The sequence below is a fragment of the Pseudotenacibaculum haliotis genome, from assembly GCF_042684245.1.
Taxonomy (GTDB): domain Bacteria; phylum Bacteroidota; class Bacteroidia; order Flavobacteriales; family Flavobacteriaceae; genus Polaribacter; species Polaribacter haliotis_A.
In genome coordinates, this window is sequence record NZ_JBHULH010000012.1 from 1 (window position 1) to 17,319 (window position 17,319).

Sequence of the window (17,319 nt, forward strand, 5' to 3'; positions counted from 1 at the left end):
AGAACGACCCTGATGGAAGTGATGACAGTGATACCAACACACCTGTACCGGTACCTCAATCAGACTTATCAATTGTAAAGACAATAAGTGATCCGGCACCATTAATTGGAGATACGGTTGTGTTTACTCTTACAGTAAGCAATTCAGGTCCAAGTGATGCAACAGGAGTGGTAGTAAACGATCTGCTACCTAATGGATTTACTTATGTAAGTGATACTCCATCAGTAGGAACATATAATTCAGTAACAGGAGTTTGGACGATAGGAAATGTGACTAGTGGAGTAACTGAAACTTTACAGATGTCAGTTATCATTAATGCTACCGGAAGTTATGCAAACACAGCTACGGTAAGTGGCGATCAGAATGATCCGGATGGAAGTGATAACAGCGATACCAATACGCCAGTTCCGGGAGCTCCTAAATCAGATTTGTCTATTGTAAAAACAGTTAACGATGCTACTCCAAATGTAGGAGATAATATCACCTTTACATTAACTGTAAGCAATTCAGGTCCAAGTAATGCAACAGGAGTAGTAGTAAATGATCTTTTACCGGACGGATATACGTATGTGAGTAATAACCCATCAGTTGGAACCTACAACTCAGGAACAGGGGTATGGACTATAGGCAATTTAAATACAGGATCTAGTGAAACGTTAGATATAACAGCACTTGTTAAAGTATCAGGAAATTATGCTAACACAGCCACGGTAAGTGGAGTTGAAGCAGATCCGGACGTGTCAAACAATAGCGATACTAATACTCCAACTCCAACGTGTGTGAATCCGACAGCGCCAGTTATTGAAAATAGTACCCAACCTACATGTATTGTTACAACAGGTTCTGTAGAATTTAGCGGATTACCTGCTAGCGGAACGTGGACAATTACAGAATCATTAGGGAATTCAACAATCGTTGGAACAGGAACTACAGCTGTGTTTTCAGGATTAGCACCTGGAACATATACATTTACGGTTCAAAACTCTGTAGGATGTGTTTCTAGCCCTTCTGCTAGTGTAGAAATAGCGTTACCCCCTCCACCGGCAGATCCGGTAGCTATAGCTCAAGAGTTCTGTGGAGTAGCAACTATTGCAGATTTGAATGGAAATGTTCCATTAGGAAGTGAACTCATCTGGTATACTATGGCTTCAGGAGGAAGCCCTTTAGTTAGCTCAACAACACTTACATCAACTACCTATTATGCGGTTTCTAGAGATACAACAACAGGTTGTGAAAGTAGTCGAGTAGCTGTAAATGTTACGGTAAAAGAGATTCCTACTTTTGCTTTAGGAACAATAGGACAAGTAACAACATGTTCGGGAAGTGATGGCTCAATTCAATTAACAGGATTAAATGCAAACACTCAGTATGCACTAAGTTACTCTAGAAACGGGATTGTTGTGAATACCAGCATCAATAGCGATGGATCAGGAAATATCAATATTGGAAATTTACCAGTAGGAAGTTATACAAACTTCCAAGTTAACTTAGATGGGTGTGATTCATCCGTTCTAGCAGGACCAGTAGTTATTTCAGAACCCATTCCGGCTGTAATAGGTTTGGAGAGTAATTCAAACCCTACGACATGTAGTGGAACAGATGGAATTATTCAGATCAATGGTTTGGATGCCAATGCTATGTATGCTGTAAGCTATGAACAAGACGGAACACAAATCAATACAAACTTAATGGCAAATGGTTCTGGAATCATTGCTATTGAAAATTTACCGGCAGGAAATTACACCAATATACAAGTAGAATCAAATGCTTGTGAAAGCAATGTTCTTCCAGGGGTAATCTTAGAAGATCCTACAACTCCAACACTTACCTTGGACGCAGTTAATGATCCATTAACTTGTAATGGAACAGGAAGTATAGAGTTTACAGGTCTGGCGGCAAATACCAATTATACATTCGTTTACACTTATAATGGAACGAATTCCAATACTATGGTGATGAGTGATGGAGTAGGTAGGCTCATAGTTTCTAGTTTAAGCCCAGGATTGTACGAAAACATGAGGGTGATTTTTGCAGGATGTGTATCCAATACTATAGATAGAGCGGTTATAAACCCTCCAACAATTTCTTTAGGAGCAGTAGTTAACCCTGCGCAGTGTGGACTTACAGGAAGTTTTGAGATTTTAGGTTTAGTTGCCAATGAGAACTATACGGTAACTTATACCCTCAATGGTAATAACCAAAATCAAGTAATTATGTCTGATGCTACAGGTAGTATTACTGTTAACAACTTGATAGCGGGAACCTATACGAATATTGAAGTTGAAGATCAGTCAAACTGTACTTCAAACGCGATTGCAAGTGTAGATATTATTGAACCCAATGCACCTGCAATAGCTTTAGGAACTACCGTAAACCCTGATAGTTGTATTATAGATAACGGTAGTATTCAAATTACAGGGTTAAATGCCAACGAGAGCTATTCGTTAAGTTATGATTTGGATGGAAATAATACAATGATCTTTGCGGGAACTGATGGATCAGGAAATATTACGTTAACCGATTTGCCAGCAGGTAATTATACGAATATAGTTGCAACAAGCCTCATATCAAACTGCCAGTCTAATGCACTATCAATAACCTTAAATCAACCTACAGCACCAACCAATCCTAATGTAATGGATCAAGAGTTCTGTGGAGCTGCTTTTGTAGGAGATCTGTTAGGAACAGTAGGAACGGGTCAGATCATAAACTGGTACGATCAAGCTACAGGAGGATCTCCTTTAGCACTAACTACGGCATTGGCAACAGGAACTTATTATGCTTCTACTTTTGATTTAACTTCAAATTGTGAAAGCGGAAGAAGTGCTATATCTGTAACCATTAACGGATGTTCTGATCTACGTATTACAAAAACAGTAAATAATACCACTCCAAATGTAGGTGATGAGCTTACCTTTACTATTACCATTAGAAATGACGGGCCGGATGTTGCTACAGGAGTTAGCATACAAGATGTATTACCTGTTGGATATAGCAATATCGCTAATATTAGTAATGGAGGAATAGAAAATTCGAATACAATAGACTGGACTAACTTAACAGTCCCTCTAAATGGATTGAATTTATCCTATACCGCAACAGTATTAGCACCTACCGGGACAGCAGATGAATACAAGAATGTTGTTCAAATTACAGCAAGTGATAATGTAGATCTTGATAGCACTCCAAATAATGATGATGGAGATCAGAGTGAAGATGATGAAGATGCTGTGGTAATTGTACCTCAAGTAGCCGATCTAAGTATCTCAAAAACTGTATCGAATGCAAATCCAAATGTAGGAGATGAAATTACCTTTGAAGTAGTAATCACTAATAATGGTCCGGATGATGCTACCAATGTTAGTATAGAAGACAATTTGCCGGAAGGATTTACCTACGTAGTTAATAGTGTAACCAATGGAGGTGTTTTTGATTCAGCTAGCAATCAAATTGTATGGTCTGCTTTAGATCTAGGAACTGCTCAAGCGATAGTATTGAGTTACTCTGTAAACGTGAATGCTCCAAGTGCATTTCCAATTCCTGTTGATGAATATAGAAATACGGCTCAAGTTCGTTCAAGTGATCAATATGATCCGGATAGTTCTGGAGGAAATGATGATGGAGATCAAAGTGAAGATGATGAAGCTTTTGCGGCTATTGTTCCTCAAATCTCAGATTTAAGCCTACAAAAAACCGTAAATAACACATCGGCAAATATTGGAGACATAGTTACATTTACATTAACACTGTCAAATGATGGCCCCGATGATGCTACCAATGTTCAAGTAACAGATAATCTCCCAATAGGATTCCTTTATGTAACACACTCAGGAGGAGATTATAATCCGGTTACCGGAATCTGGAACGTTGGAGATTTTGCCAACGGAACGTCTCAAGTTTTAACAATTGATGTCGAAGTTTTACCTCCAACAGGAGCAACAGATGAATATAATAATGTGGCAGAAATTACCTCAGCAGATCAGTATGATCCAGATAGTGATGTTGGAAACGGAGGTGGATCAGGAGAAGATGATGATGATTCATCGGACATTATCATAGCATCTATAGATCTTTCTATTGGAAAGACAGTAAATGATCAAACACCAGTAGTAAATAACAATGTGGTCTTTACTATAACGCTTCAAAACAATAGTGTAGTAGAAGCTTCTAATATACTCGTAGAAGATATTTTACCTTCAGGATACGAATATGTTTCTCATACTACAAGTAATGGTGCTTATGATGAATTTTTAGGTGAGTGGAGAATTGTAAGCTTATCAGGAAATGGATCAGCAACACTAAGCTTAGAAGTAAAAGTTAATGAATCTGGCGATTATACAAATATTACCAACATTATTAGTGCAGATCAACCGGATTCAGATAGTTCAAATAATTCAGCAAGTGCTAGTACAGTACCAGTCTGTTTAACCATTTATAATGAGTTCTCTCCAAACGGAGATGGGGTGAATGATTTCTTTGTGATTGATTGTATAGACCAATACCCAAATAATACTTTAGAGATTCTAAATAGGTGGGGTAATACAGTATTTAAAAAGAGAAATTATGATAACTCATGGGACGGAACCTCTACAGGAAGAGCAACAATTAATGCAGGAGAAAAATTACCGGTAGGAACGTATTATTATGTACTAGATTTAGGAAATGGTTCTAAACCAAAAACAGGTTGGATTTACTTAAACAGATAAAAAAATGATTAAGAATATTAAAAATATAGCAATAGTTGTAATAGGTCTGATAAGTTGTAGTAATCTGTTTGCTCAACAAGACCCAGAATACACACAATATATGTACAATACCATGGTTATAAACCCAGGGTATGCAGGGTCTAAAGGTTATGGGTCATTAACGCTGTTAGGAAGATCGCAATGGGTTGGAGTAAATGGAGCCCCGGAAACACAAACATTAAGTTTTCATACACCTCTTGGATTGAGTAATTTAGGTTTAGGGTTCAACCTTATAAAAGATGAATTAGGTCCTTCTGAAGAGATTTATGCAGATGCAAATATTTCATACACGCTTCGTACCAGTGAAGTAGGAAATTTAGCTTTTGGGCTCCGTCTAGGTGGTAGAATGCTTAACATAGATTGGTCTAAAGGAAATTTCCAGAACCCAGATGTTGTATTCAATCAAAACATCAACAATCGCTTTTTAGCAACCGTTGGAGCAGGGTTCTATTATTATACAGATAAATGGTACTTAGGACTTTCGGTTCCTAACTTTTTAAGAACTGATCATTACGATGATTTGGTTGAATCCGTTGCAATTGAAAGATTACATTATTTCTTGATTTTAGGGCGTGTTTTCGATCTTTCGGAAGATGTCAAATTTAAACCGGCAGCCTTGGCAAAAATCGTGTCAGGCGCCCCTTTATCTATCGATATTTCAGCAAACTTTTTATTCAACGAACGATTTACAGCAGGATTATCCTATCGCTGGGATGACTCTATTAGTGCACTAATAAATATACAAGTAAACGATAGATTGCAAATAGGGTATGCTTATGACCTTACTACTTCAAACTTTAGAAACTACAATTCTGGAACACATGAAGTAATGTTGACGTATGATCTATTAAAAGCACCTAAATTAAAATCTCCAAGATTCTTCTAAGATGAGAAAAACAATCACATTCATATTAGCACTTTCTGTAGGAGTAGTTTTTGCTCAAAGCAAAAGAACAGCAGAAAAGTATTTTAACAACTTTGAATATGTTAAATCAGCGGAATTATACGAAAAGATTTATCAAAAAGGAGACAGTAGTTTTCTGGTTCTTTCTCGTTTAGGAGATTCCTATTATTTCAATGCTATCTCTAAGAAATCAGAATTTTGGTATGAAAAATTATTCACAACAATTCCTGAAGAAGAAATTCCTGCTGAATATTATTTTAAATATGCTCAAAGTTTAAAGAGTAACAAGAATTACAAAAGATCAGATGATTGGCTACGTAAATTTCGAGCAAAGAGTTTAGAAGATTCTAGAGGAAAAGAAATTGAAGGGAACAAAAATTACTTGAATGAACTTACAAAAGAGCGAAAGAAAATTGTAACTCTTAATAATGTATCTATCAATACAGCATATTCAGATTTTGGAGGGTTTATTAGTGGAGATTCTTTAATATTTAGTTCAACATCTCCAGGGGTAGAAAAAGGAAGAAAATTGTACAAATGGAACAATCAACCTTTTATAAATGTATATGTTGGAGCTCAGAAAAAATTGAAAGGTAACAAGGAAAAAGAATATCGTTATGATGTTACAGAAGCTAGACAAATGTTAAGTATTAATACTAAGTATCACGAATCTTCAGTAATTATTACTAAAGATGGAAATACAAAGTATTTTACCAGAAATAATTACTTAAAGAAGCTTCGTGCAGACAACAAAAGAACAGTTCATTTAAAATTATATAAGGCAGAAAAAATTGATGGAAGATGGGATAATATTACAGAACTTCCCTTTAATAGTAATGACTACTCTATAGGTCATCCGGCATTGAGTAATGATGAAAAGACACTGTATTTTGTGTCAGATATGCCCGGAGGGATTGGTCAAACAGATCTGTATAAAATCCAAATTTTGGAAGACGGAAGTTTTGGAGAACCTGAGAACTTAGGAAAGACGATCAATACAGAAGGAAGAGAAATGTTTCCTTTTGTAGCAGCAGACAATACTTTATATTTTTCATCAGACGGACACTTAGGTTTAGGCTTGTTAGATGTTTTCGCAAGTAGGCAAGAAGAAGGAACTTATAAGGCAATTGATAATTTAGGAAGCCCTTTCAATAGCCCGAAAGATGATTTTGCTTTTGTAATTGATGATACAAATGCATATGGGTATGTTTCTTCCAATAGAGAAGGAGGAAAAGGAGATGACGATATTTATTCTTTTACCATTCGTGAGCCGGAACCACCATGTATGCAAAACATAACCGGAATTGTAAAAGACAAGAAATTTGAAACTCCGTTAAAAGATGCAAAAATTGTACTTACAGATGAACAAGGTAAAATTGTAGCAGAGCAAATAACCAAAGTTTCAGGGGAGTTTGCCTTTACATTACCTTGTAATAAATTGTATAAGGTCACAGCTTCAAAACAATATTACAAACCGGATTCTAATGAATTTAAAACAACGGAGAAAAGAGATTTAATTTTGAATTTAGATTTCAATTTGGGGGTTATAGATGAATTTACATACAACGATAGAAATGAATTAATGATTCGAATAGATCCTATCTTTTTTGATTATAACAAATCAAACATAAGACCAGATGCAGCCAAAGAACTGGATCGAATAGTATCTATTATGAATCGTTTCCCAAAACTTATCATAGAATCTACTTCCCATACAGATGCCAGAGGTAAGGCAAGATACAATGAGAGCTTATCTGATCGAAGAGCTAAGTCTACTGTAAGATATATTATTTCTAAAGGAATATCAGAAGATAGAATTATAGGAAAAGGCTATGGCGAAAGCAAACTTACCAATAATTGTGTAGACAATGATTCTCATAGTAATAGAGTAAAATGTACAGAAGAAGAACATCAAGCAAACAGAAGATCAGAATTTTTGATTACGAATATTTCTGAACTGGGTATAGGATTGAAGGTAGTTACTCAGGTAAGAGAGAATAAAGCTAAGCAAAATGCAAATAGCCATGTAGTTAAAGAAGGAGATACGTTGTTTTCAATAGCAAAATTCTATGGAATTACAGTAGATCAATTAAAGAAATTAAATAAGTTGTCTGGGAACAAAATAAGTATTGGACAAACCTTAAAAATAAATTAAAAAGCAAGGAGTGTCAATTTATTATGATACCATACTTTTATTTGATACTCCTGCTTTTAAACTTTGGTTAGTTACCTCAATAACTCTCACAAATATGTGTTTGTATCATATGACGTGTTATATCATCTAATGTTCTTCCATTAACCGGATGAATACCGGGGGCCGTAAAAATTTCCAAATTATTATTTCCACGCTTGTAATACCAAGTTATTTTTTCTCCTTTTTCATTAAAGTATCTTGTATTACAGTCAGGATTTTTAATTTTTTTAAAATTCCGAATCAGATCCGCATTGTATAGTTTAAGAGTGCCGTCATCATACTTTTCTATATCAAAAGAAACCTCTACATATTCCAGCCCATCCCAAACCATCCAACGTTTCACAGAAGCAGATGAAATCATCCAAGAAGTTACTATTGTGATGATACTAATAATGAGTATCGGTTTATTCAGTATAATGAAATACAAAACTTTCATATACCAAGGTCCAACGGCTATCAAAAACTTTTCATAGCTCGAGTAACCCAAATAATAGCATAGCCCTGTAATTACAGGTATTTGTTTAATACTAATATCTTCTTTCTTACTCTTTATGTCATTTGCTTTGTTGTAATACTGCTTTAAGCTTTCTGGAGATAATATACAGTTACAATATTCATCTAAATAATCGGAAATGTCCTCTGCTAAATTTGACTTAGAAGGACTCATATCGCCAATTTTTTTTCTGTCTTTTTTGGCTTTTTCAAAAGCCTTGGTTATTAGTTTTTTATGCATAATTGTTTGATTTTCAGGTTAGTGATTTTTTAAAAATTTTCTAAAAAAATAATTTTAAAAAGTTTTTAAATAGCTTTTCAATTTTTTTCAACCCATGTTAGGATTCTTTACGTATTTCGCTTCAGAAACGATCGGGAACATCCTAATCCGATACATAAAAACCGATCATTTCTCTTCTGAAAGTCTCAGTAGAATTAGATATCACCCGGAAGTAATATCTCCTTTTACATAGCCTTTCAACTTCCAACATAAGAGAGGCCTCTCTTTAAAATTTTAGTTAACGCTGCGCTGTCAGCAATTGCCTTTGAGCACTGCTCGAACAGACGCCGCCATGTCAAATTTTAAAGAGGTTTAAAATGAAAAAAATCGTTTCAATTTTCCTTATGGGATTCCTTTTTTTGGGCACCCTAGCGTCCTGCACGCAAAATGATGAGTTAGATGAATTGTTTATAGAAACCCCAGTACAAGGGTGCTGTGGAGAAGGTGGAGAGTTAGATCCCCCACCTCCGCCACCACCACCTCCAGGAGGAGGCTCAGGAGGGTAGAAATACCTGAATTTGAGAAGGGAAGTCAATTTTGGCTTCCTTTTTTTACTTTTAACCTATGAAAACGAAAAAACTAACCTTCTTACTCTACTGTATCGTCATATTATGTATTCAAAATCTTAATGCCCAAATAAATCAAGATAGTCTAGATTATTATATAGGTAAAGTAAGTAATGGAGCAGGAGCATCTATATTAGGTAAAGCCTATGTCTTTTTTGATAAATACAAAGCATCGAATCTGGAGCAAGGACATAAAATTGGAGCAGCTTACGCTCTTGATTATATGAGTGAAATTGAGAAAGAACTTGGTTTGTTTTACGATAGTGAAAGGACAGCGGTTGAAGGATTAAAATTATTAGATAGTTTACCTGTAGATGGATATAATATTATAATAAGAAATCGCTTAATAAATAGGATTGGGTTAGTACATTGGAAGTATAATAAATATGAAGAATCTCTGAAGTATTATTTTAAACTTCTGAAAATTGTTCAAAGTAAGAGTGATTCTGCAACCGTCTACAACAATATAGGGATTTCCTATAAATATTTAAAAGAATATGACTCAGCAAAAGATTATTTAAAGAAGGCTTATAATTTAAGTAAGCAGATAGAAGAAAAACACTCAATAAAGGAAAAATCTTTAGATAACCTTGGATTTGTACAAGCGATGTTGAATGAAAAAGAAGGACTTTCCAATATGATGAAAGCCTTAGATGTAAGAAAAACTGAAAAGAAAGATTTATATCTAAGTTATAGACATCTAACAGAGTTTTATATACTTAAAAAAGATACTAGGAAAGCTTTGTTTTACGCAAAGAAAGCTTATGACATAGCTGTAGAGTATGAAGGGGGATCAGATCAATTAGAAGCCTTACAAAATCTTTTAGAGTTGGGGCAATATGGATACACTACAGAATTCCTAAGATTGAATACCGAAGTAAAATTGGATAACCAACGGAATGAAAATAAGTTTTCAAAGGCTAAATATGATCTAAGTAAATCAGAAGCAAGAGCAGAGAAAGAGAGGGCAAATGCGGAAAGAGCAAAAGCTAAAGCAGCAACAGAGAAACTAGAAAAGACTCAACTTCAAGTTCTAGGAGCTTTTATAGTTTTTATGCTAATTGGAACTATTTTTATCTTAAGAGTTCGCTATAGAAAAAAGATGCTGGTCAAACAGTTTGAAACGGAACAGAGAATCTCAGAAAAATTACATGACGAGGTTGCCAATGATGTATTTCATACCATCACTAAAGTAAGGGGAGAAAAAACAGATCAACAAGAGTTACTAAACTTCTTAGATGATATCTACCATAAAGTGAGAAACATTTCCAAAGCCAACATAGATTTGGATGTAAATCAAGATTTTGGAAGACTGTTAAATGATCTAATCATCAGTTACAAAACAAAAGATGTAAATATATTTACAACAAATAGCTCAAAAATTGCCTGGTCTGAAGTTTCAGAGATCAAAAGAAAAGTACTGTACAGAGTTGTACAGGAGCTTATGATCAATATGAGAAAGCACAGTCAAGCCAGTTTGGTTACCTTAAAATTCAACAAAGAAAAAGGGAAGATCAACATTGAATACATCGATAATGGAGTAGGCTGTGAGCTGGAGAAGGGAAGTGGCCTAAGGAATATGGAAAGCCGTATGGAGTTGGTTGGAGGCACAATTACTTTTGAGTCAGAAAACCAGAGAGGTTTTCGCGCCAACTTAATTCTCTAAGCAATGTTTAAAAAAGTTTTAATTGTAGACGACCACGCTTCCATTAATAATGACGTCTTTGAAATGCTTTCTCAAGAGGGAATCACCCAAATAGATAAGGCCTTGTATTGTGATGAAGCCTATTTAAAAGTGAAAAAAGCAATTCGTGAAGAAGCTCCCTATGATCTGATAGTTACTGACCTGTATTTTAAAAAAGATCATCGCGAAAGAGAGATAGCTTCCGGAAAAGCATTAGTTTCTAAACTACGTTCAGAATTTGCCGATCTTTCTATTATTGTTTACTCACAAGACGATCATTTTCAAACCGTACGTTTTTTAATCAATGAATGTGGAGCCAATGCTTTTGTATGCAAAAGCAGGGAAAGTGATAAAGAGCTTCCCAGAGCATTAGAAAAGGTATTTTCGGGCGAGGAATACTTATCCAAACAAATAGAACGTGCTTTGGTAGAAAGGCACGATAATGAAATTTCTGAGTACGATTTGCACCTGATGGAGTTGATCTCAGAAGGAGTTTCACAATCCAATATTAGCAAGCAATTTAGACAGTCCAATATCTATCCCAATAGCATCAGTTCTATAGAAAAAAGACTGAATCTTCTCAAGGACCAATTCTTAGCTAAGAACACTACACATTTGGTGTCAATTCTCAAAGATCATAAGCTAATTTAGCAGCTAAAGTATTGTCATTACTGCGTTTAAGGGTTTTCCATAAGGAAGACTTTTTTTTTGCCGATAGCTTTGTTGTCATAGTAATTTAAAAATGAAAATTATGGCAGATTATTACGTCAACAAAAATGCTCAATCTAATGGAGATCATGAAGTCCATAGATATGATTGCTCATATCTACCTTATCCGGAAAACAGAATTTATTTAGGAGATTTTTCAAGCTGCCATGGAGCAGTGCAAGCGGCAAGGAAATATTATTCTCAGGTAAATGGTTGTTACCACTGTTCAGAAGCTTGTCATACTTCCTAATTATTAAAAGCGAAATAGTATGATCAAGAAAATTATTACACTTTTAGTTATTGTCTTTACGGTTACATTGCAGGGGCAAGAGAATAAACAGTCAAAATCCAAGATGTCTGATTTTGTCTCACAGACTGGAACTATTATTAAATATGAGAACTATGATTTACCCAAGCTAAAATCAGCTTATGGAAGTGTAGATGTTAAAGTTCAAAAAATAATGAGTGGAAATCTAACAAAGTATTTCTACCTATTATCTAAGCCAGCAAAATATAGCTCTAAAACTGCTTCTATAGCATATGAAGATTTAATAGAAGTAATGAAAGCTTTGGATGAATTGCAAAAACAATTAAAAGATGATTTAAATACTACATCTGATTATCTAGAAAATAAGTTTGTTACCGATGATAAATTCATGATTGGATATTATGTCAGCAAGGGAAAATCCGTTTGGTATCTAAAATTAGATAGTTATGGAAACGATAATACAGTCTTTATTAAAGATATAGAGCTTTTTTCAACATCTTTCAAATTAGGAAAAGAGAAAATAGAGGAGTTAAAACAGTAAAAGTGTCAAAAATGGCATTTAGATACTACAAAAGAATCAAGCTAGGAAAGGGTTTTGGATTGAACGTAAGCAAATCAGGAATCAGACCTAGTTACCGATCCAAAAGAGGATCTATTAGTTCTAGAGGCTTTACCCTTAGAACTGGAATTCCAGGGTTGAATTACAGGAAAAACTTTAGTAAATCCAGTGGTTGTGTTTTGGCTCTTGTCATCATGATAAGTCTCATATTGTCTTTTAGCTTTTTAGCCTGTACCTCCAATGATGAAGAACCGGATTGTGGAACGTATAATGGTCATGAACTCTTTATTGGACCACAAGGAGGATGTTATTATATAAATAGTAACGATAATCAAGTCTACGTAGATAGATCAAATTGCAACTGTTAATACTGATAAGTAAAGTTTGTTTTATGAATACTGAGAAAAAAGAATCTATGAGATTTGTAGGTCAACATGGAAGTTATGGTGCTTTGTTGTTTGATCAACGTTGGAAAGATTTTAGAAAGAAGATTTTAGAACGAGACCAACATAAATGTAGGTGTTGTGGAGCAGAAGGTAAACTAGAAATGCACCACAGGCAATATCATTACTCAAAAACACTAAGAAAGTATAGAAAGCCATGGGAGTACCCTGAAAACTTACTAATCTCTCTTTGCAAAACTTGCCATCAAAAAGGACATCAATTGTATAAAGTACCCACCAAATACGTATAAAAATGAAAATTTTAAATCTCTTCAAAAAGAAAACTGTTACAGAAACGGTAGAGGAAAAAACACCCTCTGAAGATCTCTTTATAGAAAAAGAAGATTCAACGATTACTACCAACGCTCAAATAGAGAAATACAACCTCGAAAGAATCTATGCTTTCGTTGAGGTAGATCACGAGCAAAAAGGATATGACGATGCTTTGATGAACCCTGATTTTTCATATAGTGAAGACAATATAAAGCTATTGAAGTATGATTTAAAAATCAGAATCAAAAGAGCGTATAAAACCTATGAAGACTATATCAAAGATATAGAATTCCATATACAAACCAGAAAGAATGCGGGATTGATAGATACGGTAAAACTTTTGGAAGCTGAGTTGGCAAAAGTCAATGATTCAATAAAGCTTGTGGCAGAAATAGAGAAGGAGTTTAATGAAGAAACAGGTTTAGTAGAGCGTATTTCGTTGTCTTACAAAAGAGGCTTTATGAGAGGTTTAGCAGCAATGTCGGATCAAGTTTTGGATAGTCATGTTTAAGATGAAGAATTTGTGGTTGAAAACAGGATGTTTTCTCACAGGGTATAGTTATCGTTTAGTGATGTCTTGTAGTGAAGCAAGTAAAAAAGCGGTAAAGAAGTATACTTCTGCATTATTGATCATTATGATCATTTGGTTTTTGATTGGTGTGTTGTTCTCTCAGGAATATATCAAACTTTCTTTTTTAGGAGCTGTTGGAGCCGGATTGGTTTTGACAGTGATCATTGTTCAGATAGAACGACAAATCATTTTAGGAACCAAAAGTTGGAAATCTTCAGCTTTTCGATTTGTTCTTGGTTTGGTAATGGCTGCAATTGGCTCAGTGATTATTGATCAGATTATTTTTCAAGAAGATATAGAGAAGCAAAAATTATTAAGAGTAGATAAGGAGGTGAATGAGCAACTACCTTACAAGGTCAAAGAGGTAGATGATCAAATAGCAATATTTCAAAAAGATTTAGATAAAAAAGAAAAGGAACGACTCGAGCTATTAGATGAAATATCAAAAAAACCTACAATCAACATGCCCGTTTATGCAACGGAAAGAATACCTACAAAAGTAAGAAGAAGTGTAATTATAAATGGAGTGTCTACAACTAGAGAATTTGATACGATTCTAGTTAAGAAAAAGTATGAATCTCATGCAGTTGAGAACCCTAAAACCAAGTTGATTCCAATATTGGATAAGCAGATTGATACTTTGAGAAAAAGAAGAGCTGAATTGTCTATTCAGAAAAGTAATATTCGAAAAGATTTAGAACAAGAGTTGTTGCACAAGAAAGGGTTCTTGGATGAATTGGAAGTAATGTTTGAGATCTTAACGTCATCTCCTATAAGTTTAATTGTGTGGAGTTTATGGTTTCTTTTTTTCTTGATTATAGAGCTTTTGGTAATTGTCTCAAAACTTCTAGAGAAAGAAAATGACTATGACCGAATTATTAAACACCAAGTAGAGATTAAAATACTGTCTTTAGAAAAATTAACTGAGTAAGAGTCATAAAAAATTAGAATATGAGAGATACATACAAGTATTGGTTTAAAGTAGGGAATTTGAAAGTTCATTGCGGTATAACCAATGATTTACAAAGAAGAGAAAGTGAGCATAAGAACTCTAATCGTTACACCACTTTTAATGGAAGTAGATACTATTGGAGTAATGGACATATTGTTCAAGAAGGGTTAAAAACAACTAGACAAGCGGCAATGAAATGGGAAAAAGAGAATGGATGTAATAAGAATTGGAACTAAGATGAGTCTAACTATAAATCATATAGTTCTATTTTTGGTTGGCATGTTCTTTTGTGTAAGTTCTTTCTCACAAGAACCTATTGATGTGGCAAACCTGAGCATTAAACTTTCCTTTGATCAAACTCAAGACTACTACTATTCTTTTGATACTGGAGATGAGATTGTTTTCAATTTTCAGATGAAAAAGGGAAGACATTTTAAATATGTAGAAATAGCTTCTCCAACAAATGTGATCAGTACAGAATTCAAAGCAAAGAAGATTGCAAACCAGAGAATCAAAGTTTTGAATAAAGGGGTGTATCGCTTTCGATTTTATAGTTCATCGTTGACGAATAGAGTTGCAAATGTTAATATTCAGAGGGTTCCTTCTTCTATCGGAAGAAAGAGTTTTAATACTGGTTGGAGATGGGAAAGAGTAATAGATACAGCCTATATTCCATATGTAAAAGATAGTTTAACAGGTTATAAAATCACTCCATATCAAGAAACTGTAAAAGAATTAATTGAGGCAAAAGAGGAAGAAGTTTTACTTTTTCAAAAATCTCAACGAGTACACTCCTTTTATAATCGGAATAAGAGTAAAACTTATTTAAGAGTGGATTTACCACGATTAGAAAATACAGTTTTGAAAAGTGAAAGACTTATTGCTTGGGCTTATTGGATTGGAGTAGGGAATGAGGGGAAAGAGGCATACGAACAGAACATTAAATCATTTTCTAATTTAATAGCAAATGCTGCTGATGCTTACTGTCAAACACCACTTGCAGGGTTAGCTGTTGGGACTATTACAGATTTAATACTTCCTTCTACAGGAGAAGATGTCGATTATTCTTTTGTAAATGATTATCAAAACGTACAGAACTTCTTAAATGGATCACAATATTATCTATTTGATAGTGGAAAAGGAAGAGCGGCATTTGGAAGAAATGATAGTAAAAAGCATGGAACATTTTACATCTGTTTATACAATGATAATTTAACTAGAGGGATTGATGTAGATGTAAAAGTTGTCGCAGTTAAAGAAACTAAACTTTATGAGTTTAGAAAGTATAATAAACAAAGAAAAGAACCTCAATACGTAAAATTAAACAAGATAAGAATGCAGATCACGGAGAAAAAATATCGTGTACCTGTCGAATAAAACTCAAAAAAATGAAGGCATTAAAACTAATAACTCTGATTACATTATTCATATTTACTAGTCAGATAGAAGCACAAACCAAAAAACAAGAAGTATATCGTACCTCAAAAGGAGAAAAATACCACAAGAAAGATTGCACAATCATAAAGAAAAAAGATACACTAAAGATCGCTATAAAAGAAGCAAAGAAGAAAGGGTTAGTAGCATGCAAAGTATGTCATCCTGATAATGGGAAAAAGAAAGTGAAGAAGAAAAAGTCAGTTAGCAAAAAGAAAACTCCATCAAGAAGGAGTATGGCGACTCGTTGTACAGGAATCACACAGAGGGGGACACGTTGCAAACGTAACACAAAAAGTGCTGATGGTACTTGCTGGCAACATTAAAACCAACTTTAAAAAGCAAGAAACCAACATTGACTTCTTGCTTTTTTTGTTAGAGAAATAAGATATTAAAAGTGAAGAGCTTTATTTAAAAGCTTTAAATAGCTTGATGTGAATAATGTAATCAGAGTTGTTTGTTTTAAATCGACTTACTTCCAATGCTTAAAGAAACTCAGAGAGAAGTTATAGCTATTCACTAAAAACAAGAGATAAATATTAACTAACACTTTCCTTAAGAAAATGAGGTTTCAGTTCTTTATTTACAATTAACCAACTAGGGGTTTTAATTTAAAACCTATGGCAGGTTGATTAGCATTGTGTTATTCTTTAACATTGTAGTGTAATATACTATGAATACCTAACTTAGGTATTTAGAGGTTCGTGATAAAACATTCTTTGCAAAGAGAGTCATAAAGCTATGAGTGACTTTAAAAAAGTCGTAGAATTATTTTGTCGTGTAATTATCCTTTGAAAGGATGAAAATTAGAATATTTTTAATTACTACTAAAAAAATTATTATGGAAACATTAGAATTAAATCAAATGGAGAATTTAACTGGAGGAAGGGATTGTGATGGTCAGGCTACATCAGCACTTCTTGCAACGGCAGGTGCAACTGTTGCTGTTTTAACAGCAGGAACTGGTGTACTTTTGCTGTCCTTAGCATCTTTCTTCGTTTCTTGGAACAATTTAGGAAATTGTGCAGCTAGAGAATAACTTCTAATAAATAGAAGTTTTGAAAAGTACTTTTAATAATGTATAGAGTGTAGAAATTTGAAAACTTCTACACTCTATTTAAATTTGAAATCAGATGGGAACTAGTAAAGTGACTAACTTAATAAGTTTACTTTTAATTATTATATCTATGGTAATAGTTCTTGCTACGTCTGAGCAAGATATAATAAAAATTATTTCATTTATAAT

The 17,319-nt window shown here is 34.1% G+C and carries 17 protein-coding genes; 16 read left to right on the top strand and 1 reads right to left on the bottom strand.

The genetic code is table 11. The features are described from left to right. The 3 genes from ACFSRZ_RS14410 to ACFSRZ_RS14420 all read left to right on the top strand — a co-directional run. The coding region (locus ACFSRZ_RS14410) for a T9SS type B sorting domain-containing protein (RefSeq protein WP_379667274.1) at positions 1-4,706 on the top strand (4,706 nt) is incomplete at its 5' end. Between the two features lie 4 nt (positions 4,707-4,710). Beyond that, a complete protein-coding gene (locus ACFSRZ_RS14415) occupies positions 4,711-5,631 on the top strand; it encodes a PorP/SprF family type IX secretion system membrane protein (protein WP_379667275.1) in 921 nt (306 codons plus the stop codon). 1 nt (position 5,632) lies between these two features. After that, positions 5,633-7,804: an OmpA family protein gene (locus ACFSRZ_RS14420; protein WP_379667276.1), complete on the top strand. Its 2,172-nt coding sequence runs from the start codon at positions 5,633-5,635 to the stop codon at positions 7,802-7,804. A gap of 76 nt (positions 7,805-7,880) precedes the next feature. Here the strand turns inward: ACFSRZ_RS14420 and ACFSRZ_RS14425 are convergent, their stop codons facing one another. Then, a complete protein-coding gene (locus ACFSRZ_RS14425; RefSeq protein WP_379667277.1) occupies positions 7,881-8,576 on the bottom strand; it encodes a hypothetical protein in 696 nt (231 codons plus the stop codon). A 356-nt stretch (positions 8,577-8,932) separates the two neighbouring features. On the opposite strand from ACFSRZ_RS14425, the gene ACFSRZ_RS14430 reads away from it, so the two are divergent. From ACFSRZ_RS14430 to ACFSRZ_RS14490, 13 genes are all read left to right on the top strand, one after another. Beyond that, positions 8,933-9,121: a hypothetical protein gene (locus ACFSRZ_RS14430; RefSeq protein ID WP_379667278.1), complete on the top strand. Its 189-nt coding sequence runs from the start codon at positions 8,933-8,935 to the stop codon at positions 9,119-9,121. 58 nt (positions 9,122-9,179) lie between these two features. Next, the gene (locus tag ACFSRZ_RS14435; protein ID WP_379667279.1) at positions 9,180-10,847 is read left to right on the top strand and encodes a tetratricopeptide repeat-containing sensor histidine kinase; all 1,668 of its coding nucleotides are present in this window, start codon (positions 9,180-9,182) and stop codon (positions 10,845-10,847) included. 3 nt (positions 10,848-10,850) lie between these two features. Beyond that, the gene (locus ACFSRZ_RS14440) at positions 10,851-11,516 is read left to right on the top strand and encodes a response regulator (RefSeq protein ID WP_379667280.1); all 666 of its coding nucleotides are present in this window, start codon (positions 10,851-10,853) and stop codon (positions 11,514-11,516) included. Positions 11,517-11,616: 100 nt separating this feature from the next. After that, a complete protein-coding gene (locus ACFSRZ_RS14445) occupies positions 11,617-11,823 on the top strand; it encodes a hypothetical protein (RefSeq protein ID WP_379667281.1) in 207 nt (68 codons plus the stop codon). A gap of 19 nt (positions 11,824-11,842) precedes the next feature. Then, positions 11,843-12,382: a hypothetical protein gene (locus ACFSRZ_RS14450; protein ID WP_379667282.1), complete on the top strand. Its 540-nt coding sequence runs from the start codon at positions 11,843-11,845 to the stop codon at positions 12,380-12,382. A gap of 11 nt (positions 12,383-12,393) precedes the next feature. Then, complete coding sequence (locus ACFSRZ_RS14455; RefSeq protein WP_379667283.1) at positions 12,394-12,768, top strand: DUF4236 domain-containing protein; 375 nt, start codon at positions 12,394-12,396, stop codon at positions 12,766-12,768. Between the two features lie 23 nt (positions 12,769-12,791). Next, positions 12,792-13,094, top strand: coding sequence for an HNH endonuclease (locus ACFSRZ_RS14460; protein ID WP_379667284.1), 303 nt, complete (start codon positions 12,792-12,794; stop codon positions 13,092-13,094). A 2-nt stretch (positions 13,095-13,096) separates the two neighbouring features. Further along, positions 13,097-13,627 (top strand): hypothetical protein, encoded by a 531-nt coding sequence (locus ACFSRZ_RS14465; RefSeq protein WP_379667285.1) that lies wholly within the window; start codon positions 13,097-13,099, stop codon positions 13,625-13,627. Position 13,628: 1 nt separating this feature from the next. Further along, positions 13,629-14,618 (top strand): DUF4407 domain-containing protein, encoded by a 990-nt coding sequence (locus ACFSRZ_RS14470; protein ID WP_379667286.1) that lies wholly within the window; start codon positions 13,629-13,631, stop codon positions 14,616-14,618. A 20-nt stretch (positions 14,619-14,638) separates the two neighbouring features. After that, positions 14,639-14,875: a hypothetical protein gene (locus ACFSRZ_RS14475; RefSeq protein ID WP_379667287.1), complete on the top strand. Its 237-nt coding sequence runs from the start codon at positions 14,639-14,641 to the stop codon at positions 14,873-14,875. Then, a complete protein-coding gene (locus ACFSRZ_RS14480; RefSeq protein WP_379667288.1) occupies positions 14,850-16,016 on the top strand; it encodes a hypothetical protein in 1,167 nt (388 codons plus the stop codon). The genes ACFSRZ_RS14475 and ACFSRZ_RS14480 overlap by 26 nt, the downstream gene beginning before the upstream one ends. 11 nt (positions 16,017-16,027) lie before the next feature. After that, positions 16,028-16,399, top strand: coding sequence for a hypothetical protein (locus ACFSRZ_RS14485; protein WP_379667289.1), 372 nt, complete (start codon positions 16,028-16,030; stop codon positions 16,397-16,399). 515 nt (positions 16,400-16,914) lie between these two features. Continuing rightward, positions 16,915-17,112, top strand: a complete 198-nt coding sequence (locus ACFSRZ_RS14490; protein ID WP_379667290.1) for a hypothetical protein — start codon at positions 16,915-16,917, stop codon at positions 17,110-17,112. The last annotated feature ends 207 nt before the right edge of the window (positions 17,113-17,319 follow it).